Source organism: Vibrio sp. STUT-A11 (assembly GCF_026000435.1).
Taxonomy (GTDB): domain Bacteria; phylum Pseudomonadota; class Gammaproteobacteria; order Enterobacterales; family Vibrionaceae; genus Vibrio.
This window is the reverse complement of record NZ_AP026764.1, coordinates 309,120-333,654: the sequence shown is the minus strand read 5'-3', so window position 1 is coordinate 333,654 and position 24,535 is coordinate 309,120. Positions and strand designations below refer to the sequence as shown.

Genomic DNA, 24,535 nt, shown 5'->3' with positions numbered 1-24,535 from the left:
AGGATGGAGTACTGTTATTATGCCCGCAATAATAGCGGGCATTTTCGTTTTTTAATGCTGCTTGCAAACATTGACGTTCGAAGCAGTGCTTTTTAGTAAGTTTACAATGTTGGCTGTGCAAGCCAATATTTTCTTAAACTCGGTGTGTTTAAGGTGGATATTGGTTTTAGGGAGAAAGGTTTGAAAAACACGAAAACAAATAAAATAAAGAGAACAAAGAAAAAGTATGAACGTGCCTATGAACTGCTAGCTCAGGCTTCTTACTCGGATCCGTTTGCGACGCTGGGGCCATTTATTGATGATGGTGAAGGTTCCCTAAGAGTCTGGATGCCAGGTGCAGATAAAGTTGAATTATTGGTTGAAGGGGAGCCAAGAGTTGCCCTTGAACGAGAAGGTGAAAGCGGATTTATTCTCAAAGAAAAACGCGATTTACACCTTACCCATTACCGCTTAGCCGTAGACTGGAATGGCGTTGAGCAGATCATTGACGACCCATACCAATACCACAATATTTACCAAGAGTACGAACACCTGCACACACCGAAAGACATGTATCACTACATGGGTTCGCACTTTGTCACTCTAGAGCGTGGAGGTAAACATATCTCTGGCGTTCGTTTCCTAGTTTATGCACCACATGCGTCAGCCGTGAGTTTAATCGGCGGGTTTAACCAGTGGGATGGCCGTCGTCAGCCAATGCAACGCCTCGATTACGGTATTTGGGGCTTGTTCGTTCCTGGCTTAGAAGAGGGCGTACAATACAAATACGAACTGAAAGGTCCACATGGAGAAGGGTTGCCTCATAAGCAAGACCCATGGGGTTTTTATTCAGAACAGTACCCGTCATTTGCATCCATCACTTACGACCACAATCGTTACCAATGGCAGGATGCTCAATGGCAAAGCCGCCCTGTGACTGAAAAGCGTCATGAAGCATTGTCTTTCTATGAGCTGCATGCTGGCTCTTGGAAACGCGACGATCAGGGAGAGTTTCTTAACTACCGTGACCTGGCTGAACAGTTAGTACCATACTTAGTCGACATGGAGTATACCCACGTTGAGCTGATGCCAGTTTCTGAGCATCCATTCTATGGCTCTTGGGGTTATCAACCTGTGGGGTTGTTTGCGCCAACCAGTCGTTATGGATCGCCAGATGATTTCAAATACTTCGTTGATGCTTGTCACCAGGCGGGTATTGGTGTAGTTCTTGACTGGGTACCAGCGCACTTCCCATCCGATGACCATGGTTTGGCGAATTTTGATGGTACACCTTTGTTCCACGATCCTGACCCGCGTCGCGGCTGGCACCAAGATTGGAACTCCTATATCTATGATGTAGGCCGTGAGCATGTTCGTCGTTTTCTGGTCGCTAATGCACTGTACTGGTTCGAACAATTCCATATCGATGGTATTCGCGTTGATGCGGTTGCTTCCATGATCTACCTAGATTACTCGCGTAGTCACGATCAGTGGATCCCAAATATTGATGGCGGAAATGAAAACTATGAAGCGATCGCGACGCTAAAATGGATGAACGAGGAAGTGTACAAACATTTCCCGAACGCTATGACGATTGCTGAAGAGTCTACGGCATTCCCTGGTGTTTCAGCGCCAACCTTCATGGGGGGCTTAGGCTTTGGATTTAAGTGGAATATGGGCTGGATGCACGACAGTCTTTCTTACATGAAAGAAGATCCTGTTCACCGCAAATACCACCACAATACCATCACATTCCCACTTATATACGCCCACAGCGAGAACTACGTTTTGTCATTGTCACACGACGAAGTGGTGTACGGTAAAGGTTCTATTCACAACAAAATGCCAGGTGATGAGTGGCAACAGACCGCGAACTTGCGTGCCTACTACGGTCACATGTACGGTCAACCAGGTAAAAAGCTCAACTTTATGGGCGCAGAGTTAGGTCAGACAGCGGAATGGAACCACGACGATCAACTGCAGTGGTTCTTATTGGAGTTTGGACGCCACAAAGGGGTGCAAGATCTGACTCGCGACCTGAACCATCTTTACCGAACTGAACCGGCTATGCATGATCAGGATTGTGTTCCAGCTGGCTTTGAATGGCGTCTTCAAGATGAAGCGGACGCGAGTATTTTGGCGCATGAGCGTATTAGTCAGGATGGTGAGCGCATTTTGGTTATCACCAACTTCACACCGGTACCCCACGAGAAGTTCCGTTTAGGCGTTCCGAATGAAGGGAAATACGAACTTCTGCTTAATACCGATGACAGCAAATACGATGGTAGTGGCTTTAAGGTTCTCAACAGTGCTGAGACTGAATCAATTGAAAGTGAATCGCTGCCACAATCTCTTGGGCTGCGTATTCCACCGTTATCGACGGTGTTCTACAAGCTTGTTAAATAAGCCTCTTCTCTAAATCATTAAGCCCGCTTTACATTGTAAATCGGGCTTTTTTTGACCAAACTTTAACCTCAGAAACTTGTTGTTCTTTGCAGATTACGGCAATCTTGATCGCTTGCTTGTAAGGCTGTGAGTTGTCGGGATACGGTGAATGTTCAAAAGGCTAAAGTCATTTCTAATTAAAGTGGTGTTGGTACTGTTGCTCGCTCCTGTTGTACTAGTCGGGGCGGTAAAGTTTGTCGATCCTCCAATTTGGGGCTGGAAGCTCAGTCGCCTTGTCTCACCTCCAACAAATTATCCTGAAAAAAGTCAGCACGAATGGGTACCTTTGTCGCAAATCTCCAAGAACATGCAGCTTGCTGTGATTGCAACCGAAGATCAGAAATTCCCGACGCACTATGGGGTCGACTTTGAGTCTCTATTTAACGTGATAGCGAATGCGGACGAAAATGGCCCATCCCGTGGAGCAAGCACGATTACTCAACAAACCGCTAAGAACGTTTTTTTGTTTCCTGCTCATTCTTATGTGCGTAAGGCCTATGAGCTTTACTTTGCTCTGCTAATGGAAGCGATGTGGAGTAAAAAGCGCATTCTGGAAGTCTACCTAAACGTGGTTGAATTTGGTCCGGGTATTTATGGCACAGAAGCGGCTGCTCAGAACTACTTTGGGGTTAGCTCGGACAGGTTGTCGAAGTGGCAAGCGGCGCAATTAGCTGTCGTGCTGCCTAATCCTTATCGTATAAAAGTTTACCCGCAAAGCGACTATACTCAGCGCCGCACCAGATGGGCGATGAATCAAATGCGGAATTTAGGCAGTGTTCAGTTGTAGAAATATCTAACTACGCCTTGATAAAGCAAAAATGTGAGTTAATCCAAGCTTTAGGGCGTAGTCTATTAGAATGATGTGCTCAAATTTTCATCCATTTACTATTAGTGCGAATAAAACTAATAAATTTGCGTGGGTTACATACGCAATCAATGGATGGAACGATGAAACTGAATCTGATCACGACGACATTATTACTCGCCTCGGCAAGCGCTATCGCTGAACCCAATATCACCATATCTACCACAACCAATAGCCGCGACTTTCCACTCAGTGCCGAGCAACCTTTAGTCGTGCCGCTTACCAAAGACGGCTACACACTAAAAATAACCGGTGTCGAGGGAAGTTGTACCGCGCCCGACGGACAAAACGTAAAGTTCAATACACCCATTTCACTGAACTGTGGCGAGCCGACAGAACTTGCGCTGAAAATACGTTTTACCGGCGATTACTCGTTTGCCTATGATGAGCAGGCAAAAACACTTCTGTTTAAGCGAGAACCAAAGAAAGCGGCGAAGACTGAGTTCAAACGCTCGATCCCAAAAGTCCAATGTGAAGTCTATCAAGGTGGCGAAGTGTCCATTGCATTGGGTGATAGTTTCCCCGATGGAACCAAATTGCGGGATGCTTACTCAGGGCAGGTAGCCGAAGTAAAAAATCAGCAAGTCTCTTTGGTGCCAGACCAAGCGTCAGGTGGAATCGTACTTCTCGAGCCGATAAAGAAAACTAGGCAAGCAATACCGTTTGATTACCGCAATGCCAATATCTACTTTGTGATGGTTGATAGATTCAACAACGCAGATAGCAGCAATGACGCCAGCTATGGGCGTAAAAAAGACGGGAAAGAAGAAATCGGTACCTTCCACGGTGGTGATCTCAAAGGAGTGATTGAGAAGCTCGACTACATTAAGAATTTGGGGACGGATGCAATTTGGCTCTCACCGATCGTTGAGCAGGTACACGGTTTTGTTGGCGGTGGCGACAGTGGCTCGTTCCCATTTTATGCTTATCATGGTTACTGGACCCGTGACTTCACTAAGATCGACGAAAACTTCGGCAGTGAAGCTGACTTAAAGATGCTGGTGGACGAAGCGCACAAACGCGGGCTAAAAGTGCTGATGGATGCCGTCATCAACCACACAGGTTACTCCACACTTGCCGATTTACAGTTTGATGGTATCGAAGTGCTCAAACCGGGCGCTGATTTGCCAAAAAAGTGGGCGAACTGGCAACCAAAGAGTGGCGAAAACTGGCATAGCTATCACCAATATATTAATTACCAAAGTCCGAACTGGGTTAGCTGGTGGGGCGGTGATTGGGTAAGAGCCGGTTTACCGGGCTATCCTGAGCCGGGCAGTAGCGATATCACAATGTCGCTCGCTGGGTTGCCGGACTTTGTCACCGAATCTGATAAAGCGGTAACGCCACCTAAGTGGCTACTAGACAATCCGGGTACGCGTGTTAAAGCGCGAGACAATTTCACCGTGTCTGATTATTTAATTGAATGGCAAACGGATTGGGTGAAGCGCTTTGGCATTGATGGATATCGCGTCGACACAGTAAAACACGTCGAAGGTGACGTATGGAAACGCCTGAAGCAGGAAGCTTCTCAAAGCTTGGAGCAGTGGCGTGAAGAAAACGGTAAATCCGGTCAACCGTTCTGGATGATGGGCGAAGTTTGGGGACATACGGCCTATCGCAGCCCTTACTTTGATGATGGTTTTGATGCACTGATCAATTTTGATATGCAGAAGAAACTCGATAAAGGCGCAGCCTGTTTTAGCCAAATGGCTGACACCTACCAAAGCTATGCCGACACCATCGCCAACGAGAAAGACTTTAACCCTGTCAGCTATATGTCCTCTCACGATACCGAGTTGTTCTTCTCACGCTTCAAAGACTACGCCATGCAGCGTAACGCAGCGAATGCGCTGTTATTAAGCCCTGGCGCTGTACAGGTCTATTATGGCGATGAAGTGGGGCGTAACATTGGCCCGTATGCAGACGACTTCCACCAAGGCACTCGCTCTGACATGGTGTGGGAGCTGACTGACGACAAGCAATCGTTGTTGAAACATTGGCAGACACTAGGGCAGTTCCGTAAAGCACACCCTGCGATTGGAGCGGGTAAGCATCGCGTAATCGCTCAGGATGGAGCGTACGTTTTCTCTCGTACTCTTGCTGGAGACAAGGTAGTGGTTGCGTTTGTCGGCAGAGAGAAACCGTAAGTCACTAGTTCAAAAAGCGAATTCTGGCTTTTAATCTAGATTTCAAAAGTCATAGCCCTCAGACTTAGGTTTGGGGGCTTTGTTCTTTTCGTCATCCTTTTCATTTCAGTAAAGAAGCCCCATTAATGTTACGTTCAGATTTGATCATTACTATTATTGCAATCGTCATAACTACCGGAGGCAATGATGACTACAGCCATGTCTTTAAAATCGGCGCCTAATGACGCCGTTGATGACACGCTAAAAGTGCCAGATGAAAAAACGTTTTGGCACAAGATGAAAAGATCGGTCAAGAAAGCGGGTGAAGAGCTCGCGGTGATGGGGATTAAATCCTGGCTCGCGATGACAGACGCTAATACCTCTGTTCGCCATAAAGCGATTCTTGGTGGGGCATTAGCGTATTTCGTTCTCCCAACGGATATGGTGCCCGATGTGCTGGCTGGCGTTGGATTCACTGATGATATGGCAGCGCTCACATTAGCTGCGAACACGGTTGGCAACGCTATTACGCCAGAGCATGAAGAACAAGCCAGAGCGAAACTGAATTCAATGGCTAATGACTAAAAGCCTTTAAGATTGCTGAATAAACCTTTCTCAATGAACAAAGCCCCGATGTTTCCATCGGGGCTTTGTTTTAGACAGGATAACCGTAAAACGGTTTAAGCGTCAGCGCGTTTAAGATGCACTTCTTCTTCGGCTACGCCGGCCATTGGATCGTTGAAGCGAGCTTCATCCAATGCACCTTCTGATTTAGCAACAATAACCGTTACTGCGCTATCACCAGTAATGTTTACTGCGGTACGAATCATATCCAGTAGACGGTCAACACCCATAATCAGAGCGATACCTTCCAGAGGCAAGCCTACTTGGTTTAGTACCATCGCTAGCATTACAAGGCCAACACCAGGAACACCAGCAGTACCTATAGATGCCAGAGTCGCCGTCATGATAACCATCAGGTAGTCACCCATGGTTAAATCAATGTTGAATGCCTGTGCGATAAACGCGGTAGCGACACCTTGCATGATCGCCGTTCCGTCCATGTTCACGGTTGCACCAAGTGGTACAGTGAACGAAGACACACGGTTTTCTACGCCCATGCGGTGTTTTGCTGTTTCCATCGTAACAGGAATGGTCGCGTTCGATGATGCAGTCGAGAATGCAAACATCACAGCATCTTCCATTTTACGTAGGAAGGTGATTGGGCTAAGACCAGTAAAGCCTTTTAACATCACGCTGTAGGTAACCAGACCGTGTAGCAATAGTGTGCCGGCTAGTACGATAAAGTACTCGGCAAGGTTTAGGATTGCACCCAGACCAAGACCAGTAAACAGCTTCGCCATCAGGAAGAACACACCGAATGGTGCAAGGTTCATTAAAATAGCAACCAGCTTCATGATCACTTCATTCAAGTCTGAGAAGAATGCAGCGATGCGCTCACCTGGCTTACCTGCAGCACTGATCGCGATACCAAATAAAACGGCAAACACGATAACTTGAAGCGTTTTGCCTTCAGCCATTGCACTGATTGGGTTAGTCGGGAACATGTCGATGATCACTTGACCCAAAGACGGTGCTTCTGCTGACTTAAATGAACTTACCGCCGTAAGATCAGCGCCAGCGCCTGGCTGGAACACGGTGCCCATTGTCAGAGCAAGCGTGATAGCGACCGCTGTTGTTACAATGTATAAAGCAAGGGTTTTACCACCCATGCGACCTAAGGTAGATAGGTCTTTAAGAGAGCTAGTACCACAAACCAGTGATACAAATACCAAAGGTACTACTAGCATCTTCAAGCTGGCGACAAAGATCTGTCCACCAACTTCAAATAGTCCATTAACAATGTATGCGTCGACAAATCCGTTGTCGGCAAAAAGTGTGCGAATTGCAAATCCTGTCAAGATACCCGCCACCATACCGAAAATAACACGGCTGGTAAGCGACATCGGTTTCTTGGTATTCATGAGAACACTCCTTATAGTTATGCACTCTGAGTTCACTTCAAAGTGGCGTGCAGGTTAGCAGCGGAGTGAAAAAACACGAAAGAAAAAACCTATTCTTGGTCAGTAGATGTGACCAGGGTCACCATAAAAAATGTCACTTTAACACTTATTTAACTTTGTGGTTGGTTGTAATGGCTATTTTTTAACACTTTTATCGAGTATAAAACTACTGTTTACGTTTTGTTACACTTTCTTGTTTTGCGGTTTGGTTGCATATTGAGCTAGTGGTTATTCACCTCCAACCATGCGGGACTAAATATGCAACTTAAGCTTGTTTATATAATGCGCATTAATAGTCGATAATTCGAGCAACACATTTATCTCACTATCCGTATCGCTCTCTTATTTTTAGCCACTAAGTAGGTAAATTCAGCGCCATATCAACATGGTACATGGGACAGGCTAGATAGCTGCACATGATCCCACTCCCAACGGCTTTTGTTGTTGTTTGGAATTCCACCAACCCAATATTGTTGCTCAAATTTAGCGTTACCGTTTAAGCACTGTATTCCATGCTCGGTTATACACACTTGTTGCTCCCACCAGTTTTTTTCTAACGCATCTACAGCTATCAGTGGTTTCTCATTGGTCGCTAAAGGAAGGACCAGTGCGTAGAACATCACATCACCCAGGTAGGGTAAAGGTTCGCTCTGCTGATAAAGCTGAAACCACTTACTCACTGAAATCGCGTTGCTTTGTTCCTTAAGTGCATTGAGTGCGAGACGCTGAGTGAAGCTCAACCCTGACATTGAATGGGGGAGCTCGCGCAAATGCCGCATAAGAACTGCATTTATATTTGGCAAGCAATCCAATTCATGTTGATCTAATAAAGAGACAATAGAATCTGGCGTTTCTTCTGTGATAGCTTGCCAACACCGACTGGCCTGGCTCATTAATCTTGCGTTTATCGGCTTGCGATCATGCCAGCATGAACGAATCGCCTCTGCGGGTAGCTGTCCAAAGCCGATAAAACGTTCTGTACCTGGGAATTGGTTCAATTCAATAATCTCAATGACTTTATCTTTTACGTTCTCAAGATAAGTCAGGCAACGGATCAACATGAGTTGATCATAGCTATCATGCTCCACCCAAAATACGATGCGCTCAAACTTATCGTCTAGCAGAGTCTCTACGTTACGCTGCTCTTGCTGAGCGACGTTTTGAACAGATTCTTTATGCCCCATGACGGGCAGCAGCGTATCAACAACGAACTGAGCGCGTATGACTAAAAATGATTGCTCAGCTTTAGGAATAGGACCCATGCATAGTGGATCAATCATGGGTAGAAACCGACCTTCAAAGCCGCTTTCTTTAAGCTTTTCCTGAATATCATGCCCACAACGAACATGGAGTGTACTCAGGCTACTGTCTAACGCTTTTTCTCGTTTAGCGATAGCGTTCTTATGCGATTCTAAACGTTCCACGTGAGCTTTTAGTTTGTTCCAACTCGGTAAGCCGAGCTCTCTTGCTAAAGCATGTTGAACATCAGCAAGCCGAATAGACTCGAAAGATAGAGCCTTGGGTTGGGAGTGAAACTGTTTAACCAGATTTAGCGTATTGAAGTCACGTTGACGAATTGCCTTTAAACGCTTTTTAGCGATGACTTTTTGCTGATTGAGATTAATTGAGAAGCTATTGTGAGGTTGCATTTTTCACCTTTCTTATTCTCTTCCACACTCGCCTGAACAGAAGCTTAAAGAAGGTAAAAACAGATTGTACCTGCTGGAAATGCAGGGAAGCCAAATTGCCGTGAACCGAGTTCTTTCCGCGAGTGTTGGGTGCTTTAGGCGTGAGCTCGTTTATCATAGGCGACGGTTGAATGACTGGCAACCGAAAATCAGGGGGCAGGGTGGGGATCGTTAATAAAAACAAAGCCCCACCTCGATTGGCATCATACCGTTCGTTTAACAGCGAACGGTAGATCACAATCATCCGTCATTCTGGATAGCGACGAAGGAGCGTGATTCAGAATCTTATATCCGAGCACTTTGACGCCAAAAATATGCCTATATTTGTTAGCTTGCTGATAATAGATTCCTAGTCTCGCTGGAATGACCCGCTAAGGGCGTTAAGCGATTGTCAGGGCATTGGTCCGTTCAATTTACCGCTTTGCTAATCCTTTGCCATTTAAATAAGGCAGAATATGCGGGCGAGACTCTCCGGCCAATTTCGTCGTCACTTCCTCAGACCAGGTGCTTTGCTTTTGATTACTTGAACGTGTGGCGTAGTAATCGTGCATGGTTTGGTCGTAAGCTTTTATGTCTTCGAGATTTAAAGCTTGGTACTGATTTTCGTGTACGATCACTTTTGCTGGTAAGCGAGGTTTAACTTCTGGATTTTGTTCTGGATGACCAAGACACATGCCAAACAAAATAGCAGTATTGGCAGGTAAGCCGAGCAACTCATCAACACCTTGAGCATTGTTTCTTAAGCCACCAATGTATACGCCACCCAATCCCAGTGATTCTGCTGCTAATAGACAGTTTTGCGCCATGATGCCGGAATCAACGGCACCAATCAGTGTTAACTCGGTAAAGTCTGCTTGTACTTGAGGGTTAATAGCCGAGTGACGCTGATAATCAATGCAGAACACTAAAAACTCCGCCGCACTCGCAACGTAAGCTTGGTTACCTGCGTATTGCGCCAGTTGTGCGCGTTTTTCTGGATCAGTGACTCGGATGATGGAAACGACTTGCAGCATGCTGGAAGAAGATGCAGCGAGGCCAGCTTGAATAATCGTGTCCAGTTGAGTTTTATCTATTGGTTGCGGGCTGAATTTTCTAATCGAGCGGTGGCTCATTATAGTTTCAATCGTATCGTTCATGATGATTTAACATCCTTTGTTATTGTTTTCATATTTCGTGGAACTCACCTTATCGGCATTTGATGGCTGGGTAAACTTTCTCCAAAGAAAAAAGCTCAAAAGAAAAGATCAAACGAAAAAAGTGTGTCTTAAAGCATAAGTTTTACCAGAGACAATCAGTAATCAGGCAAGTCCGAAAATATGGGTATATACTGTCTTAAAATCAATGAATTACATGCGGTAAAAAGATGCAAGAGTTAATCGTTCACACAGTAACGGTATTTATGGGTTTCTTCGCTATCATGAACCCTATCGCGAATATTCCCATATTCTTGAGCTTAACCGCAGATGAAGATAAAGAGACGGTTCGTTCCATTGCACTGCGTTCCGTATTCATTGCCTTTATCATCGTTGCGGTGTTTTCAATTGCGGGAAAACTGATTTTCGATTTATTTGGGATTACGCTTTATGCACTGCGTATTACTGGCGGCATTCTGGTCTTTTTGATTGGTTACAACATGCTACAAGGTGATACTACCCATCAAAAGACCAAGGAAAAGGCTTACTCACCTGCCCAGCAACAAGCAGCGTTAAGTATCGCGGTTTCCCCTCTCGCGATGCCAATATTAGCCGGTCCTGGCACTATCGCAACGGCGATGAACTTTGCGACCGCTGGTGGGTTTGATCAAACAATCATTACCATCATTTCATTTGCTGTACTTTGTATTATTACTTATATCCTGTTCTTATTTGGCGATAAATTAGTTAAAGCGGTTGGTCCTAGTGCGCTCAATGTTGTGACCAAAATGATGGGTCTGATATTGGCGGTCATTGGCACTCAAATGCTGATAGATGGGGCTGCTGAAGCGTATAAGAACGTTTTCTCTTAATCCTACTAGGCTTATGTAAGGTGTAGGCATGGTTACAGGTTGTACTTTGTAGCGAAATCTGACTTGAGTATAGGAATCACCTATCTAAATAATAAGAATAACCAATTGTTTCTATTGCCTTACTTTCAATACTATTTTGAAGCACAGTATTGGGGAGGAAACATGGTTAAAAAAGCAATTGTGGTTGAAGGTGGTGCGATGCGAGGCGTCTTCGCTAGTGGCGTGCTAGACGCATTCATGGAGCAAAATTACAAGCCGTTTGATTTTGCAATCGGTGTATCGGCAGGTGCATCGAATCTGATTGGTTACTTAACTGATTACCCACATCGCAGTATTAATATCATCACCAAGCTTGCAACCTGTAAACGTTTCTTCGATCCAACCCGCTTTATAAAGGGCGGTGACCTTATTGACGTTAAATGGTTATTTGAAGAGTCTAACCGTTTATATCCAGTCGATGAAAAGAAGCTGTTCGATGGCATCCCATTTTTTGCGACCACAACCAATGTTGATACAGGTAAAGCTGACTACTATCGAGTCAATCGCGATAACTTCCATCACGCGCTAGAAGCGACGACTGCTTTGCCTATCGCGTACAAACATACCCCTTGCTTTTCTGGTGGCTGCTACACCGACGGAGGCGTGGCGGACTCAATTCCGGTTCGCGAAGCTTACCGAAGAGGCGCGAGAGACATTACTGTGGTGTTATCCCACCCGCTGAATTATTCGAAGAAGCCTGCCAAAACAACCTGGCTCACTAAGAAGCTGTTTGCCGAGCATCCTAAAATGGTCGAAGCAATGTTGCACCGAACAGAGAACTATAACGAATCGTTGGCGTTTATTCGTAACCCGCCGGAAGATGCGCGTATCCGCGTTATTGCTCCGCCTGATAATTTTCATGTACAGCGTTTATCAATGCGTCAGTCTGTGTTGCTTGAAGGTTATGAGATGGGGCTTGCAGAGGGCAGAGCACACCTGAAAAATCTTGCTGGTGCTCATGGCCTAGATCGAGAAAACTGTCACTTCTGTATTTAGCGCAGCGACGCTTAATCTTTCGTCACTCGTAAATAGGTAAATTGGCTAACCATAGAATATGGTTAGCCAATAAGCGTTAGGCTTGTTTACGCTGTGCTTCTTTTTGAGCAATCTTAGCCGCACGTCGCTCTTCACGTTGCTTCGCGCTTTCACCGCCAACGTGCTGTTCACCACGTTGATCAGCTAAAGAAATTTGCTTTTCACGCTCGCGGAATCGAGCAATCTGCTCTTCTGAATGCGTACCGTGACATTTAGGGCAGCTTACGCCTTGTTCGTAAAGGTCTGACTGTTTGTCTTCTTCTGTGATTGGCAGACGACAAGCGTTACATAAGTCGTAGTCAGCTTTCTCTAGCTGGTGGTTTACAGCAACACGACCATCGAATACGTAGCAATCACCTTCCCACATGCTCTCTTCTTGTGGTACTTCTTCCAAGTACTTTAGGATGCCGCCTTCAAGGTGATAAACTTCGTCAAAGCCTTGCTCTTTCATGTAAGCGGTTGATTTCTCACAACGGATACCACCGGTACAGAACATCGCCACTTTCTTATGCTTGGTCGGGTCCATGTTTTCTTTTACGTAGTCTGGAAACTCACGGAAAGTTTCAGTGTTCGGGTTTACCGCACCTTTAAAAGTACCGATTTCGATTTCGTAATCATTACGCGTATCAACAACAAACACTTCTGGATCTGCGATAAGATCGTTCCAGTCTTTTGGTTTTATATAAGTGCCAACTACATGACGCGGATCGATGCCTTCAACACCTAAAGTTACGATCTCTTTTTTGAGTTTTACTTTAGTGCGGTTAAAAGGCTGTGTCTCAGCAAGCGACTCTTTATAAACAGTGCCCGCAAGACGAGGCTCTGCATTTAGCCATTCAAGCAGGGTATCAATACCCGCACGGTCGGAAGCAACGGTACCGTTGATACCTTCACTTGCCAGCAGAAGGGTGCCACGAATCTGGTTCTTTTCCATCAGTGCAAGCAATGGTTCGCGTAGCTCTTGATAGTTACCTAGTTCCACAAACTTGTACAGCGCACAGACAACATACTGACTCATGAGATTTCCTTTAAAAAAACAGGCTTTAATAAAACAGGTGGTCGACGACCATTAAATTAACGGCCCGGAGTATACCTGACTAAAACGGTCAGGTATACAATTAAACCCATCGATATCAAACAAGCATAATGGCTGATTGGTTAATCTTTTGGTCAAGCCAAAGTCGCCGCAGTCTGGTTACCCATAGCGATTAAGGTATCCAGAATGCGCTCACCGTCAGCACGCAGACCATTGTGTTCATATTCGTTGGTGATCCACGCTTTTGCATTCGGCATGGATGTGAGTGTTTCTCGGCTGATGTCCATTTCCACAAACATATCGTCGGCGTAAACCGCACAGCTTACCGGGACTTGGTTCATTGCCAGTTGGTTTTGGTCATAAAGTGATGGCCAATCTTCTTTACTCGCCAGCATTTCAGCGGCTTGTTTCAATGGTTTTAGGTTAACGTATTGGTCAAACATCCATGGGAAAACCATTTCTCCGGTAAAGTAGAAAGGCTTACCTTTTTCATAGTTAAACGCTTGGTTTGACTGCCGTACCCGGTGTGCACTCCAGTTTGAAGCAAAGCCCTGGCAGTATATCGATTCGTGCAAAATGGCGTAAATTGGGTTGGTTTGGAAGTTTTGCTGCGCCAGCATGTCACTTAAAAATTCGTAACGCAGCTGCGCTTTTCCGTTTACTTCTATTAATGCGCTTTCAAGCCAGTAATACGTTGGTAAGAAGGTATCGCTGACCCCAAAATTAATCCCAATCTGTTGGAATTGCTCAACGGTAAAGCGTTGCCCATTTGGCAGGAACTCTTCATTTTCTAGCAGGTGATCGGCAATCGTTTGGCAAAGCTGTTGTGCTTTAGGAAATTGCTGGAAAAACGCCCGGTTTTTATCCATCGTACGTTTAAACGTTGCTTGATAGACATCGTCTGGGTGACGCGAAACAGATGGCACGCCACCAGTAATGTAGCTTCGAGTCAGACTTTCAGGGAACAGCGACAAATAGGTTAAAGAGCAAAATCCACCGAAGCTTTGTCCTAATATCGCCCATTTTTCTACACCAAATTGCTGACGTATAAATTCAGCATCACGAACGATATTGTCTGCGCGGAAATGACTCAGGTGTTCCGCCTGCTGCTGTGGTGTCAGGTGCGCCAGCGTTTGATGATTGATTACTGAGCTGTTTCCGGTACCTCGCTGATCAAGCAGTAATACCCGGTACTCTTGAAGCGCTCGTTTTATCCAGCCGTTGTGGCCATTTTGACGTGGAGAAGCAAAGCCGGGACCACCTTGGAGATACACCAGCCATGGCTTTGTTGAGCCTTCATCTCCCACCAGGCAAACCGAGCGGGCAAAGACTACAATGGTGCCTTTGCTCTCATCTTTGTAATCCAAAGGGACCTTAAATGTGTGAGGAGTGTAGTGTAATCCTGCGTCGACAAACGATTGAGCATTCATTGTTATTGTTTATATCCTTGTTGGGTTCAGCATCTAGTAGACCTTACGCTCGTTACTTTACTTGGAAATGCGTGATTAACCAAGATTCCGCAACTGAGTTGGTCTCTCCTGAGCATTAACTCTCTTTTGTAAAATCAGCGTAAGTTCAAGGAATTGAAACGATTAGCGACTGGTGCAACTGGTTGAGTGAGCTATGCTAAGTAGAGTTGCTACAAAGTGCAGTGCGAATCGTGGAGGATGTTGAATGAAAGTGTCACTGGCTCGATGGATTATCGTGACTTGTTTAGTGAGCGTGCCAGCCTTTGCAGTGGTTACGCCAAGCCCACCTCAGTTACAGGCAAAAGGGTATGTGTTAATGGACTTTCAATCGGGAGCCATTATTGCAGAACAGAACGGGAGAGCTGGATTAGCACCTGCAAGTTTAACCAAACTTATGACAGCGTATGTTGTGGGTCAGGAAATCAAAGAAGGCCGACTCAATTGGGATGATTTAGTGACGGTCAGCGAAAATGCATGGTCAGAAAAATTCCCCGGCTCCTCAAAAATGTTCATCAAACCGAAAGATGAAATCAGCGTTGCGAATCTAATGCGTGGTGTCATTATTCAATCGGGAAACGACGCATGTGTTGCGCTTGCTGAGCACATAGCTGGTAGTGAACGTGGATTTGTTGCGTTGATGAATGGCTGGGCCGAAAAGCTCGGGCTTCAAGATACTTACTTTGTAAATTCTCACGGGCTTGATAGTGAAGGGATTCAAACTTCTCCTATCGATATGGCAACCTTGATGCAATCGATCATCAACGATGTGCCTGATGTCTATGCGCTTTACAATGAAAAGGTGTTCAAGTGGAACGATATTACCCAATACAACCGTAATAAACTGTTGTGGGATAAGTCTGTAAGAGTGGATGGTGGCAAAACAGGTTACACCAGCAACGCAGGGTATAGTCTGGTCAGCTCAGCAACCGAGGGTAAAATGCGGTTGATATCTGTCGTGATGGGAACACCTAGCCCACAGGCGCGCATCAGTCAGTCTAAAAACTTGCTCAGCTATGGTTTCCGCTTTTATGACACTAGGAAGGTGGCCACACAGGGACAAGTAGAATCAAAAGTTAGAGTTTGGAAGGGAAAGGTGAGTGAAATAGAAGCAAGCTTTCCGAAGGATGCTTACTTGACCTTGCCTCGCTCAATGACCGCAGGATTAGACAGGAGCGTCGAAATCAAGGAGCCTTTGATGGCGCCAATTGAGCAAGGAGAAGTGGTTGGTAAAGTCGTCTGGAAAGATAACGATGAAACCGTAGCCAGTTATCCACTGGTCAGCAACCAAGCTGTTGAACCTGCTTCGTGGTTTGGCCAAATTTGGGATAGCATTGTTTTATGGGTAAAATCGTTCTTTTAGCAAATCGAACATTGGTTAGCTGATCAAGCGATGAATCGAACAAACAACAGCCTGCTTTTAGTCGGGCTGTTTTCAGTCTAATACAAATAACAGTTGGGTATCTCGTTGCCTTCAGTTAGATTAGCCCACCAAATCGCCTGATAAATTGTTGGATTGAAATCATGAGCAACGAACAACCGAATAACCCATTGCACGGGTTGAGTTTAGAAAAAATTGTCACCCGTTTGGTTGAGCACCTTGGCTGGAATGGCATGTATGAACGTGTTCGTGTTAACTGCTTTAAAAAAGACCCGTCTATTAAGTCGTCGTTAAAGTTTCTGCGTAAGACGCAATGGGCCAGAGATAAAGTTGAAGCTCTGTATATCGAGACTTTTTGTTGATTAGCAAAATAAGGTAATGATTCCCGAAAGCGACGAATGCGCGCTGTCGGGAATCTGAACGTGATGATTACTCTAGATGGTGAGTACTCCCCACAGTCGCTTCCAGTTCCAGAATCGACTTACGGACGTTGTCTGGAATCTCAGTCTTAGTGTTATTTTTAAAATCAAACATCACACCTGTTGCCGTCGCGACGGTGACCACTTTTCCCCACTTTTTACTGAATACCTGATATTCCATCGTCATGCGGTCCCCCTGCATGTCGATTACTCGTGAGCCAACCAGCAGGGTGTCTGGGTAAGTCACAGGTAACTTGTAGCGACACTGAGTTTCACTCAAAACAGGACTAATTTGCGAGGTTTGCAGGTCAACGAGCAAATTAATCGCTTCGAAATAATCCAAACGCGCGGTTTCAAAGTAACGAAAGTAGACGACGTTGTTGACATGCTGCAAGGCATCCATCTCTCCCCAAGCGACTCTGATCTCAGTAATGACAGGGAAATCTTTTAGTTGTGTGTCCATTTTTTTGGTTCCTTTTTCATCAACGTTGCCACAAATTGTGAGGTTACTTATTAGTCTGAGTATTTATTCTAGATGCAATTCTTTAAGATGTAATAAAATTGTTCTGTAAGTGTGAAATAAAATGACTCAATATGTAAAGTTAAATCTTTACATAGTGTCGTTGGAAGCGTAAGTTTATTTGAGAGTAGTTAAAATGGAGAGGTCTCATGGCAGAACTGAAAAATTTCAATCTCGCCAGAGTTGAGAAGCGAATAGACTGGACACAAGATCTGTTCAGCTTAAGAGTATCTGGCGCTCCACTTTCCTTTAAAGCTGGTCAATTTACCAAACTCGGGCTGTTAGATTACAGTGGAAATCTTATTAGCCGTGCATACTCCGTGGTGAATGCTCCGAGCGAACAGTTTGACTGGCTGGAGTTTTTGATTGTCGCCGACCCACAAGGGCAATTGTCTCCAAAACTGCAAAAGCTAAAGACTGGTGACAGCCTCTATGTTGGTGAAACAGCACACGGTGATTTGATCCACGATACAATTCCAAAGCAAGCACATGATCTTTGGTTGCTTTCAACCGGTACCGGTATCGGGCCATTTTTGTCTTTATTAGATGATATCAATCTGCTTCCGCATAACGAAAAGATTGTTTTGGTTCATGGAGTTCGCTACGAGAAAGACTTGGTGTACAAATATTTAATTGAACACCTGGAACAGCGTTATGAAGGCCGGTTGAAGTATGTGCCGATAGTGAGTCGAGAAACGGTGGAAGGTAAGTTGCAAGGCCGAATTCCAGACTTTATTGCTTCTGGAGAGCTTTGCGAACGAGCTGATGTAGAGTTTTCACCTGGAAGTAGCTTTGTCATGTTGTGTGGCAACCCAGGAATGATTAAAGATACTTTACCCGTGTTACAAGGGCGCGGTTTAGATAAGTTTCGAACCAATACTGGTGGTAACATCATTTACGAACGTTACTGGTAAGTCTGAAAGTAGTTAGATACTCCATTGGTCAATACCCTTAATCAATGGATTAAGGGGATAGTATAGTCATGGTAAATTTAACTCCCTCAGTGCGAAATTTACCATGAAGGTTTGAGTGATAAAAAATGAAACCAAATAAGCTGCTGAAATTAAAGGATTAAAAAGTTGGCATCGTACGTGCTTTGTAAACATGTACCCAAAATAAACTGCTAATCCTCAAGGAGCTTGCTATGAAAAGCGTATTTCTTTCTACTCTTGGTCTTATTGCTGTCATGTCATCATCAATCGCTGCTGCTAACACGCTAGACAAGGAGGAGTGGAGCTCTGATTTACGTCAAGACTTCTCTGCAATGAAGCAAGAAGCGATAGCGGATGTTCAGCAAATGAATATGGATGAGATCGATGCTCGAGATGCACGATTCGTTAAACGTATTAAAGAAGAGCAGGCGCAATTGGTAAAGGTTGCGTGCCAAAAATCAGAAGCGAGTAAGTCATAGTTTCTGAATGGCCCTGGTCAAAATAAAGAATGACTCCTAATACACGTTCAGCGCTAGATAGCAGTAGGCGCTGATCTTGTTGCTCAACTTGCCAGCTTACAAAAGCTGGCTTTTTTCTGTCCATCAGTAAATCGCAGGCAGAAAAAAGCCCGCAAAGAACGATCTTTGCGGGCGAAAAAGGGCACCAAATTCGGTGTCTATTCATTATGGAGATGGTCGAACATCCTTATCAAACTGACAATAGCTTGGTGAGAGGCTTACCACCAGTGCGACCAACTGCGCTAAAGTTAACATTGTTGTAATGATTGTTAAAATGTTAATTTCTCAATCAATGATTTCATTATCGTTACTTATAATTGCGAATATGTTGTTGTCCTGTGTTTGGGGTGTGCTAAAACTAAGGTTTTGATAACATTTTGATTTGTAAACGGCAGGCTGAGCATCATTTTGCACATGTGAGCTCAGTTGTGTATGGCGTGATGTTTTATACTTTGCTTAGTCCAATCAATTAAACTGCTTGCTTTTGTTAATGACATGTTTCAATTCATAATGCATTCAGCTAATCGATACTTAGGTTTTTTAGTGTGAATAGAGAAAGAGTAGCTTTCCGTGCTACTCTTTTTGATTGGATTAGAAGTAAATGTTCGACAAGATATGTCTAACTAGTCCCAACTTAATACCGTCCAGTTTGGCTGATTCGCATGCTCTCGCAGGCGAGGGCATGGATTGACCAAATAGGCGTAGTCAGCGTGCTGACAAAGCGGTAAGTCGTTGATCGAATCGGTATAAAAGTGAATTTCTGAGTACAATTCTGGCTGTGCTTCTAGCCATTGCTGCAGTCTGGTGACCTTACCCTCTCTGTAGCTTGGTATCCCAGAAATCTCAGAGCTGTAAGTGCCTTTTTGTTCAATCAAGTCGATCCCCAATGACGTTGGGATTCCCAAACGTTGGCCTACCGCTTCGACTAAGAAAGTCACGCTCGCGGAAATGATCACCATATCAATGCCATCTCGGGAAAGTTGTGCGATCAACGTTTTGGACTGCTTAAACTGCTTGGGTAGAATCTGTTTGTCTACGCACTCTGCAACTAACATTTTTACTTGCTCAATAGGCATGTCAGAAAGTGGTGCCATGCAAAACTCAAGGTAGTCTTCCATGTCCATTTTTCCCTCAGCGTAGAGCTTCATCAGGCGTCGATCTTCTTCGATAAAGTTGGGCTCTGTCGCGATGCCCTTCTCGACCAAAAATGCGTTCCAAATCATTGCACAGTCTGCGTTGATTAAGGTTTCGTCCATATCAAAAACATACAAAGGTTTGGACATCTTAAGCTCTCACTGGTTGAATTTCGTTTAGATTAAAAAGTAGTTCTAACTGGCTGCCATTTGCTAATAGTCGCTCAGATGAACGGTTGAGTAAATCAACGGTGAGTTCGCACTCGTTAACATCCACCTGATAGCGAATCACATTACCCAGCAACTGGTGATTTTTGATAATACCGCTTTGTGGTGCGGAAATGTGGTTACCATACTGACGGCCTTGCTCTTTGACATAAATCGATTCAGGGCGAATAGCCACTTTGCTTTGCGTATCGATATTAAAAAGCTGTTTGGCGTGGTCGGCTTCCACCAGGTTGTAGTGTCCCATAAAACCGGCAACAAACTCGTTGGCTGGTTGCGTGTAAATCTCTTCGGGCGTGCCAGCCTGAACGATTTCCCCTTTATTCATCAGAAAGATACGATCAGACATGATCATGGCTTCTTCCTGATCATGAGTAACGAAGATCGTAGTCAGGTTCATTTCTTTCTGGATGTCGCGAATTTGTTGACGAAGGTGCTTACGGATTTTGGCATCCAGAGCTGACAAAGGTTCGTCGAGGAGCAAAATGCGCGGCTTCACCACCAAGGCGCGTGCTAGTGCGACACGCTGACGTTGCCCGCCTGAAAGTTGATGCGGGTACTGTTTTTCTTTACCTTTCAGGTCAACCAGCTCAATCACTTTCGCCACTTCGCGCTGTATGATGTCAGCGACTAGTTTTTTCATTTTCAGGCCAAACGCAATGTTACCTTCCACCGTCATATTGGGAAACAGAGCATAAGACTGAAACACCATGCCAATGCCACGCTCCTGCGGTACTTGGTGGGTGATGTCCTCTCCGTTAACCGAAATGGTACCACCATCAACAGGGTTAAGCCCCGCCAGGCTGCGAAGAAGAGTGGATTTACCACATCCACTTGGTCCAAGCAGAGTAATAAACTCGCCCTGTTCAATGCCGAATTGGATACCTTCAAAGACCGTATTGTCACCAAAACGTTTGGTCAGGTTTTTTGCGGTTACGTAGCTCATGATTTAGCGCCTCGACTGAAACGACTTGCCAGCCAAGTCAGTAAGAAAATAAACAGGAAATAGGTCATGACCAGCGCAGACGTAAAGTGTCCGCTTGTCTGACGCATGTTGTACAAATAGATTTGCAGGGTTTCATAGCGTGTGCCAACAAGAATATTGGCAAACACAAACTCACCGAGCAGAAAGGAGAAAGAGAGAAACAGCGACGCCATTAAGCCTTTCTTCAAGTTTGGCAAAATGATCAGCAAAAACGCTTTGTTTGTGCTTGCGCCAAGTAAATGCGCTGCGTCCATCAAGTCATGCAAATTGATCGCCTCAAAGCTGTTTGAAATTGCACGGTACATGAAAGGCAAAGCGATTGTGAAGTAAGTGCCGATCAAAATCCATGGCGTGCCAATTAAGGAAATATCGCTATTGGCATAAAGTTGTAATAGGCCAACTGATGACACCACTGGCGGTACAGCAAACGGAAGCAAGATTAGAATGTTCATCAGCTTGTCGAGTTTTGGGAAGTAGTAAAACACCACAAAAATCGCAGGCAGAATCAGAACAACGCTCAATGCCAGAGCAGAAATACAAATAAACAGAGAACGACCAAATGCTTGCAGGAAGCGCGGGTCAGTCAACAGTTTGATGTACCAGTCCAGCGTAAATCCGTCCGGTAGAATGGTCGCTCCCCAGCGGGAGGAGAGCGAATAAACGAAGGTCGCAATGATTGGGACCAACATAATACCGACAATGGAGTACACCACCGTTTTGTGGAAGCGAGTATTAACGTTTTGCATTAGCTTGTTTACCTGCGTAGCTCTTAGTAATCAGCCATTGGTTAATCACAGTGATAAAGGCCAGCATCGCCATCAAAATAACCGAGATTGCGGCGGCGAGATTGGGCTCAAGGAACAAATCGCCCGAGACTAAGCTCGCAATGCGAATAGTAATGAGGTTGTAGTTACCGGAAGTTAACGCATACACACTGGCATAAGCGCCAATGGCATTTGCGATCAGGATGATAAACGTGCCCAACAGAGCAGGAGAAAGCACGGGTAAGGCGATGCGTATCCAGTATTGTGATGTCTTTGCGCCAAGTAGTGCGGCTGCCGCTTGCCAATCGTCACTTAAGGCATCGAATGCCGGGTAGAGCAACAGTACTGCCAACGGGATCTGGAAGTAGATGTAAATTGCCATCAATCCCCATTTGCCATAAAGGTCAAAATCGCCGAGCAAACCGTATTGCTTGAGCAATAAAGTGACCGCACCGTTAGTGCCTAAAATGATGATGAACGCGAATGCCAGAGGCACGCCAGAAAAGTTGCTGCTCATGTTGGTGAAGGCAATCACACCGTCGCGGATTTTTGAATCGACACGACGTAACGAAGAAACCAGTACGGTTGCAACCAGTAAACCAGCAATACTCGACCAGAATGAGAGCCACAAGCTGTTGCCGAAGGCTTGCATCATGAAAGTTGAATCAAACACTTCCAGATAGTTGTCGAACGCGAACTCTTCGTCGTAAATAAAGCTGTTAATCAGCACCCAAACAATCGGTGCAAGCTGAAACAGGTAGAAAAACAGAGCGAAAGGGGCAAGCCACAATGCAGGCTTACTCCTTTTTAACCAACAACTTATTCGACGCTGTTTCACGCTTACGTTGCTGGTTGTTGATGAGATGGCAGAACTGCTCATAGTGCTAACAATTCCTGTGTGTAAGGCTTTGAGTGATCAAGGTTGAGAAGCTGGCAAACCGAGCCACAAATCTCAGTTTGTTTCACGTGGCATTCTTGGTGGGTGAACATATCGCCAATCACAAACAGTGGAACTTCTCTTTCTTCTGGTAAGATGCCGCCATGAGATAAATCGTTGTTCATGCCATGATCGCTGGTCACAATGATCTGGTAACCATCAGCAAGCCACTGATCGATGTAGTTGGAAAGAATGATGTCTGCGCCACGCGCACAATTGCGGTATTGACGAGAATCTAAGCCGAATTTATGGCCTGTATCATCAATGTTCATCGGGTGAATCAACAAAAAATCCGGCTGATGCTCACGGCGTAAATGTTCGGCATCCAGAAACAGAGCCTCATCAGGGTACTGGTCCCAGTGATAAAAACAGCCATGTTGAATATTCAGTGTTTCATCACTGGTGAAGCGGTCGCGCACAGCGTTATAAGGGGCGCGATTATAAAGTTCGCTCACCCAGTGATATGCCGCTGCTGCGGTCACTTTTCCCTGAGATTTTGCCAGACTGAAGATTGAATCCTGATTCGACAAACGAACGATATTATTGTTAACGATGCCGCTATCAACCGGACGAACACCGGTTAGGATGCACTCATAAAGCGGGCGGGACATCGAAGGCAGTTCACATTGAACCGGATACAGTGTTGCACGTTGTTGTTCTAACAGACCGTTTAGGTAGCCCATACAATCACGGGCTACCTGATAGTTCAGTCCATCTAGAACAACAAGGATAACCTTATTGCTCATGATATTTTCTCGTTACTTCTTAGGAGAGGGTGTTGCTTAATATTACTGCTGATGAATCAGTACGTTCTCTTGCCATTGGCGCGGTAGCTTACGTGCCGATTTTTCCCATGCAGAGAAGTCCGTAACCGGTTTAGCATTTGTGTACTGGTCGTTCGAGATCAACTTGTCCTGAATGGACTTTGGTAGAGTGATGTTGCTGCGAATCGGACGTGCATAACCTTCTGCAAGGTTGATCTGGCCTTGGTCACTGAAGATGTATTCACGAGCTAGCTTTGCTGCGTTCGGGTTTTTCGCGTATTTGTTGATGATGGTTGTGTAGCCTGAAATCACAGAGCCGTCTTGAGGAATGTTGACACTAAATTGCTCGCGGTCAATCTGATCACGGTAGTTCAGTGCGTTGAAATCCCACAGGATAGCCACTTCGACTTCACCTTTTTCAAGGTTTGCGATGCTAGGATCCGTAAATGACAAACGACCTTGTTTGGCTAATTTTGCAAAATACTCGATAGCTGGTGTTAAGTTTGACTCGTCACCACCATGCGCAAAGGCTGCCGCAAGTACTGCATTGTTAGCTTGTGCCGCCACACCTACATCACCAACGGTTACTTTGTAGTCGCCTTTTAGCAGATCATCCCAGGTTTTGGGTGCGTTTTTCACTAGGTTATTGTTTGAGATGAAAGAGATAGTACCAGTATAAGCCAATGCCCAGTGACCATCTTTGTCTTTCGCCCAATCAGGAATATCACTCCAAGTCGTTGGTTTGTATGGCTGTGTTACACCTTTTTTAACGGCTACTCGTGCAAAGGCAAAACCTACATCACCAATATCAGCGGTCGCATTTTTCTTTTCAGCTTCGAATTTTGCGATCTCCTGAGCGGAGCTCATGTCCGTGTCCTGATGCTTCAAACCGTAGTTTGATTGCAAGTCCGTCCATGTGTCTTTCCAGTTTGCCCAACTGCCAGGCATACCCACACTGTATACGGCACCTTCTTGTTGAGCCGCTTTTACTAATGTGTCTAGGTTTGCGTTTGTTTCTTGTGTCGCGGAAAACGCAGAGGTAGATAGTGTTGCTGCAATCAGAGTGGCTGATGTTACAGCGGAACGGCTAAGCAAAGTTTTCATTGTCTCTATCCTTCTGGACTAGGTCAGTAAGTTCGATTGTTATCCTATGGATGGAATGTGACGTTTTGGCGCAGAAGATTTGACAGTTATGCTGATTTTCTGTGGCAGTTATATTTCACCTGAATGCAGGTTAACCACTCGTTAG

The 24,535-nt window shown here is 45.2% G+C and carries 22 protein-coding genes; 10 read left to right on the top strand and 12 right to left on the bottom strand.

Going from position 1 to position 24,535, the window contains the following annotated elements:
* The first annotated feature begins 180 nt into the window (after window positions 1-180).
* The 4 genes from glgB (at window position 181) to OO774_RS17185 (ending at window position 6,000) form a co-directional block, all read left to right on the top strand.
* The gene (gene glgB, locus OO774_RS17200) at window positions 181-2,385 is read left to right on the top strand and encodes a 1,4-alpha-glucan branching protein GlgB (protein ID WP_264907806.1); all 2,205 of its coding nucleotides are present in this window, start codon (window positions 181-183) and stop codon (window positions 2,383-2,385) included.
* A 148-nt stretch (window positions 2,386-2,533) separates the two neighbouring features.
* Complete coding sequence (gene mtgA, locus OO774_RS17195) at window positions 2,534-3,211, top strand: monofunctional biosynthetic peptidoglycan transglycosylase (RefSeq protein ID WP_264907804.1); 678 nt, start codon at window positions 2,534-2,536, stop codon at window positions 3,209-3,211.
* A gap of 161 nt (window positions 3,212-3,372) precedes the next feature.
* The gene (locus tag OO774_RS17190; RefSeq protein WP_264907803.1) at window positions 3,373-5,436 is read left to right on the top strand and encodes an alpha-amylase; all 2,064 of its coding nucleotides are present in this window, start codon (window positions 3,373-3,375) and stop codon (window positions 5,434-5,436) included.
* A 186-nt stretch (window positions 5,437-5,622) separates the two neighbouring features.
* Window positions 5,623-6,000 (top strand): YkvA family protein, encoded by a 378-nt coding sequence (locus OO774_RS17185; RefSeq protein WP_264908724.1) that lies wholly within the window; start codon window positions 5,623-5,625, stop codon window positions 5,998-6,000.
* 95 nt (window positions 6,001-6,095) lie between these two features.
* Here the strand turns inward: OO774_RS17185 and OO774_RS17180 are convergent, their stop codons facing one another.
* The 3 genes from OO774_RS17180 to nfsA form a co-directional block, all read right to left on the bottom strand.
* Window positions 6,096-7,400, bottom strand: a complete 1,305-nt coding sequence (locus OO774_RS17180) for a dicarboxylate/amino acid:cation symporter (protein WP_264907802.1) — start codon at window positions 7,398-7,400, stop codon at window positions 6,096-6,098.
* 419 nt (window positions 7,401-7,819) lie between these two features.
* Window positions 7,820-9,088 (bottom strand): DUF1835 domain-containing protein, encoded by a 1,269-nt coding sequence (locus OO774_RS17175; protein ID WP_264907800.1) that lies wholly within the window; start codon window positions 9,086-9,088, stop codon window positions 7,820-7,822.
* A 452-nt stretch (window positions 9,089-9,540) separates the two neighbouring features.
* Window positions 9,541-10,263: an oxygen-insensitive NADPH nitroreductase gene (gene nfsA / locus OO774_RS17170; RefSeq protein ID WP_264907798.1), complete on the bottom strand. Its 723-nt coding sequence runs from the start codon at window positions 10,261-10,263 to the stop codon at window positions 9,541-9,543.
* A gap of 227 nt (window positions 10,264-10,490) precedes the next feature.
* Between nfsA and OO774_RS17165 the strand changes: the two genes are divergently transcribed.
* Both OO774_RS17165 and OO774_RS17160 read left to right on the top strand, forming a co-directional pair.
* Window positions 10,491-11,132: a MarC family protein gene (locus OO774_RS17165; protein WP_264907796.1), complete on the top strand. Its 642-nt coding sequence runs from the start codon at window positions 10,491-10,493 to the stop codon at window positions 11,130-11,132.
* A gap of 162 nt (window positions 11,133-11,294) precedes the next feature.
* On the top strand, window positions 11,295-12,167 hold the full coding sequence (locus OO774_RS17160; RefSeq protein ID WP_014234977.1) for a patatin family protein: 873 nt from the start codon (window positions 11,295-11,297) through the stop codon (window positions 12,165-12,167).
* A gap of 76 nt (window positions 12,168-12,243) precedes the next feature.
* On the opposite strand, the gene OO774_RS17155 is transcribed toward OO774_RS17160, so the two are convergent.
* Together OO774_RS17155 and OO774_RS17150 are read right to left on the bottom strand one after the other, a co-directional pair.
* Window positions 12,244-13,224, bottom strand: a complete 981-nt coding sequence (locus tag OO774_RS17155; RefSeq protein WP_264907791.1) for a rhodanese-related sulfurtransferase — start codon at window positions 13,222-13,224, stop codon at window positions 12,244-12,246.
* A gap of 152 nt (window positions 13,225-13,376) precedes the next feature.
* The gene (locus OO774_RS17150) at window positions 13,377-14,672 is read right to left on the bottom strand and encodes an alpha/beta hydrolase (RefSeq protein WP_264907790.1); all 1,296 of its coding nucleotides are present in this window, start codon (window positions 14,670-14,672) and stop codon (window positions 13,377-13,379) included.
* 244 nt (window positions 14,673-14,916) lie between these two features.
* Here OO774_RS17150 and OO774_RS17145 point away from each other — a divergent pair, with 244 nt between their 5' ends.
* Window positions 14,917-16,071 carry a D-alanyl-D-alanine carboxypeptidase family protein gene (locus OO774_RS17145; protein ID WP_264907789.1) on the top strand — a complete coding sequence of 385 codons (1,155 nt, stop codon included), beginning with the start codon at window positions 14,917-14,919 and terminating at the stop codon, window positions 16,069-16,071.
* A gap of 161 nt (window positions 16,072-16,232) precedes the next feature.
* Window positions 16,233-16,451, top strand: a complete 219-nt coding sequence (locus OO774_RS17140; RefSeq protein WP_264907788.1) for a VF530 family protein — start codon at window positions 16,233-16,235, stop codon at window positions 16,449-16,451.
* Between the two features lie 67 nt (window positions 16,452-16,518).
* Here OO774_RS17140 and OO774_RS17135 read toward each other — a convergent pair whose 3' ends face one another.
* Window positions 16,519-16,971, bottom strand: a complete 453-nt coding sequence (locus OO774_RS17135) for a thioesterase family protein (protein ID WP_264907786.1) — start codon at window positions 16,969-16,971, stop codon at window positions 16,519-16,521.
* Between the two features lie 206 nt (window positions 16,972-17,177).
* On the opposite strand from OO774_RS17135, the gene OO774_RS17130 reads away from it, so the two are divergent.
* Window positions 17,178-17,942 (top strand): ferredoxin--NADP reductase, encoded by a 765-nt coding sequence (locus OO774_RS17130; RefSeq protein ID WP_264907784.1) that lies wholly within the window; start codon window positions 17,178-17,180, stop codon window positions 17,940-17,942.
* 230 nt (window positions 17,943-18,172) lie between these two features.
* Entirely contained in the window at window positions 18,173-18,439 is a 267-nt protein-coding gene (locus OO774_RS17125) for a hypothetical protein (RefSeq protein WP_264907782.1), read from the top strand.
* Window positions 18,440-19,101: 662 nt separating this feature from the next.
* Here OO774_RS17125 and OO774_RS17120 read toward each other — a convergent pair.
* From OO774_RS17120 to OO774_RS17095, 6 genes are read right to left on the bottom strand one after another with little or no spacing between them, the layout of a single operon-like run.
* The gene (locus tag OO774_RS17120; protein WP_264907781.1) at window positions 19,102-19,761 is read right to left on the bottom strand and encodes an HAD family hydrolase; all 660 of its coding nucleotides are present in this window, start codon (window positions 19,759-19,761) and stop codon (window positions 19,102-19,104) included.
* A 1-nt stretch (window position 19,762) separates the two neighbouring features.
* On the bottom strand, window positions 19,763-20,782 hold the full coding sequence (locus OO774_RS17115; RefSeq protein ID WP_264907780.1) for an ABC transporter ATP-binding protein: 1,020 nt from the start codon (window positions 20,780-20,782) through the stop codon (window positions 19,763-19,765).
* Window positions 20,779-21,567 carry an ABC transporter permease gene (locus tag OO774_RS17110; RefSeq protein WP_264907779.1) on the bottom strand — a complete coding sequence of 263 codons (789 nt, stop codon included), beginning with the start codon at window positions 21,565-21,567 and terminating at the stop codon, window positions 20,779-20,781. The genes OO774_RS17115 and OO774_RS17110 overlap by 4 nt, the downstream gene beginning before the upstream one ends.
* Window positions 21,554-22,465 carry an ABC transporter permease subunit gene (locus OO774_RS17105; protein WP_264907778.1) on the bottom strand — a complete coding sequence of 304 codons (912 nt, stop codon included), beginning with the start codon at window positions 22,463-22,465 and terminating at the stop codon, window positions 21,554-21,556. The genes OO774_RS17110 and OO774_RS17105 overlap by 14 nt, the downstream gene beginning before the upstream one ends.
* Entirely contained in the window at window positions 22,462-23,268 is an 807-nt protein-coding gene (locus OO774_RS17100) for an alkaline phosphatase family protein (RefSeq protein WP_264907776.1), read from the bottom strand. The genes OO774_RS17105 and OO774_RS17100 overlap by 4 nt, the downstream gene beginning before the upstream one ends.
* A 42-nt stretch (window positions 23,269-23,310) precedes the next feature.
* Window positions 23,311-24,390, bottom strand: coding sequence for an ABC transporter substrate-binding protein (locus OO774_RS17095; protein WP_264907774.1), 1,080 nt, complete (start codon window positions 24,388-24,390; stop codon window positions 23,311-23,313).
* Between the last annotated feature and the right edge of the window lie 145 nt (window positions 24,391-24,535).

What these genes read in the sequence shown, in the direction of transcription:
- mtgA (WP_264907804.1), top strand. Translation starts at nt 2,534, where the DNA reads ATGTTCAAAAGGCTAAAGTCATTTCTAATTAAAGTGGTGTTGGTACTG.
- OO774_RS17190 (WP_264907803.1), top strand. Translation starts at nt 3,373, where the DNA reads ATGAAACTGAATCTGATCACGACGACATTATTACTCGCCTCGGCAAGC.
- OO774_RS17185 (WP_264908724.1), top strand. Translation starts at nt 5,623, where the DNA reads ATGACTACAGCCATGTCTTTAAAATCGGCGCCTAATGACGCCGTTGAT.
- OO774_RS17180 (WP_264907802.1), bottom strand. Translation starts at nt 7,400, where the DNA reads ATGAATACCAAGAAACCGATGTCGCTTACCAGCCGTGTTATTTTCGGT.
- OO774_RS17175 (WP_264907800.1), bottom strand. Translation starts at nt 9,088, where the DNA reads ATGCAACCTCACAATAGCTTCTCAATTAATCTCAATCAGCAAAAAGTC.
- nfsA (WP_264907798.1), bottom strand. Translation starts at nt 10,263, where the DNA reads ATGAACGATACGATTGAAACTATAATGAGCCACCGCTCGATTAGAAAA.
- OO774_RS17165 (WP_264907796.1), top strand. Translation starts at nt 10,491, where the DNA reads ATGCAAGAGTTAATCGTTCACACAGTAACGGTATTTATGGGTTTCTTC.
- OO774_RS17160 (WP_014234977.1), top strand. Translation starts at nt 11,295, where the DNA reads ATGGTTAAAAAAGCAATTGTGGTTGAAGGTGGTGCGATGCGAGGCGTC.
- OO774_RS17155 (WP_264907791.1), bottom strand. Translation starts at nt 13,224, where the DNA reads ATGAGTCAGTATGTTGTCTGTGCGCTGTACAAGTTTGTGGAACTAGGT.
- OO774_RS17150 (WP_264907790.1), bottom strand. Translation starts at nt 14,672, where the DNA reads ATGAATGCTCAATCGTTTGTCGACGCAGGATTACACTACACTCCTCAC.
- OO774_RS17145 (WP_264907789.1), top strand. Translation starts at nt 14,917, where the DNA reads ATGAAAGTGTCACTGGCTCGATGGATTATCGTGACTTGTTTAGTGAGC.
- OO774_RS17140 (WP_264907788.1), top strand. Translation starts at nt 16,233, where the DNA reads ATGAGCAACGAACAACCGAATAACCCATTGCACGGGTTGAGTTTAGAA.
- OO774_RS17135 (WP_264907786.1), bottom strand. Translation starts at nt 16,971, where the DNA reads ATGGACACACAACTAAAAGATTTCCCTGTCATTACTGAGATCAGAGTC.
- OO774_RS17130 (WP_264907784.1), top strand. Translation starts at nt 17,178, where the DNA reads ATGGCAGAACTGAAAAATTTCAATCTCGCCAGAGTTGAGAAGCGAATA.
- OO774_RS17125 (WP_264907782.1), top strand. Translation starts at nt 18,173, where the DNA reads ATGAAAAGCGTATTTCTTTCTACTCTTGGTCTTATTGCTGTCATGTCA.
- OO774_RS17120 (WP_264907781.1), bottom strand. Translation starts at nt 19,761, where the DNA reads ATGTCCAAACCTTTGTATGTTTTTGATATGGACGAAACCTTAATCAAC.
- OO774_RS17115 (WP_264907780.1), bottom strand. Translation starts at nt 20,782, where the DNA reads ATGAGCTACGTAACCGCAAAAAACCTGACCAAACGTTTTGGTGACAAT.
- OO774_RS17110 (WP_264907779.1), bottom strand. Translation starts at nt 21,567, where the DNA reads ATGCAAAACGTTAATACTCGCTTCCACAAAACGGTGGTGTACTCCATT.
- OO774_RS17105 (WP_264907778.1), bottom strand. Translation starts at nt 22,465, where the DNA reads ATGAGCAGTTCTGCCATCTCATCAACAACCAGCAACGTAAGCGTGAAA.
- OO774_RS17100 (WP_264907776.1), bottom strand. Translation starts at nt 23,268, where the DNA reads ATGAGCAATAAGGTTATCCTTGTTGTTCTAGATGGACTGAACTATCAG.
- OO774_RS17095 (WP_264907774.1), bottom strand. Translation starts at nt 24,390, where the DNA reads ATGAAAACTTTGCTTAGCCGTTCCGCTGTAACATCAGCCACTCTGATT.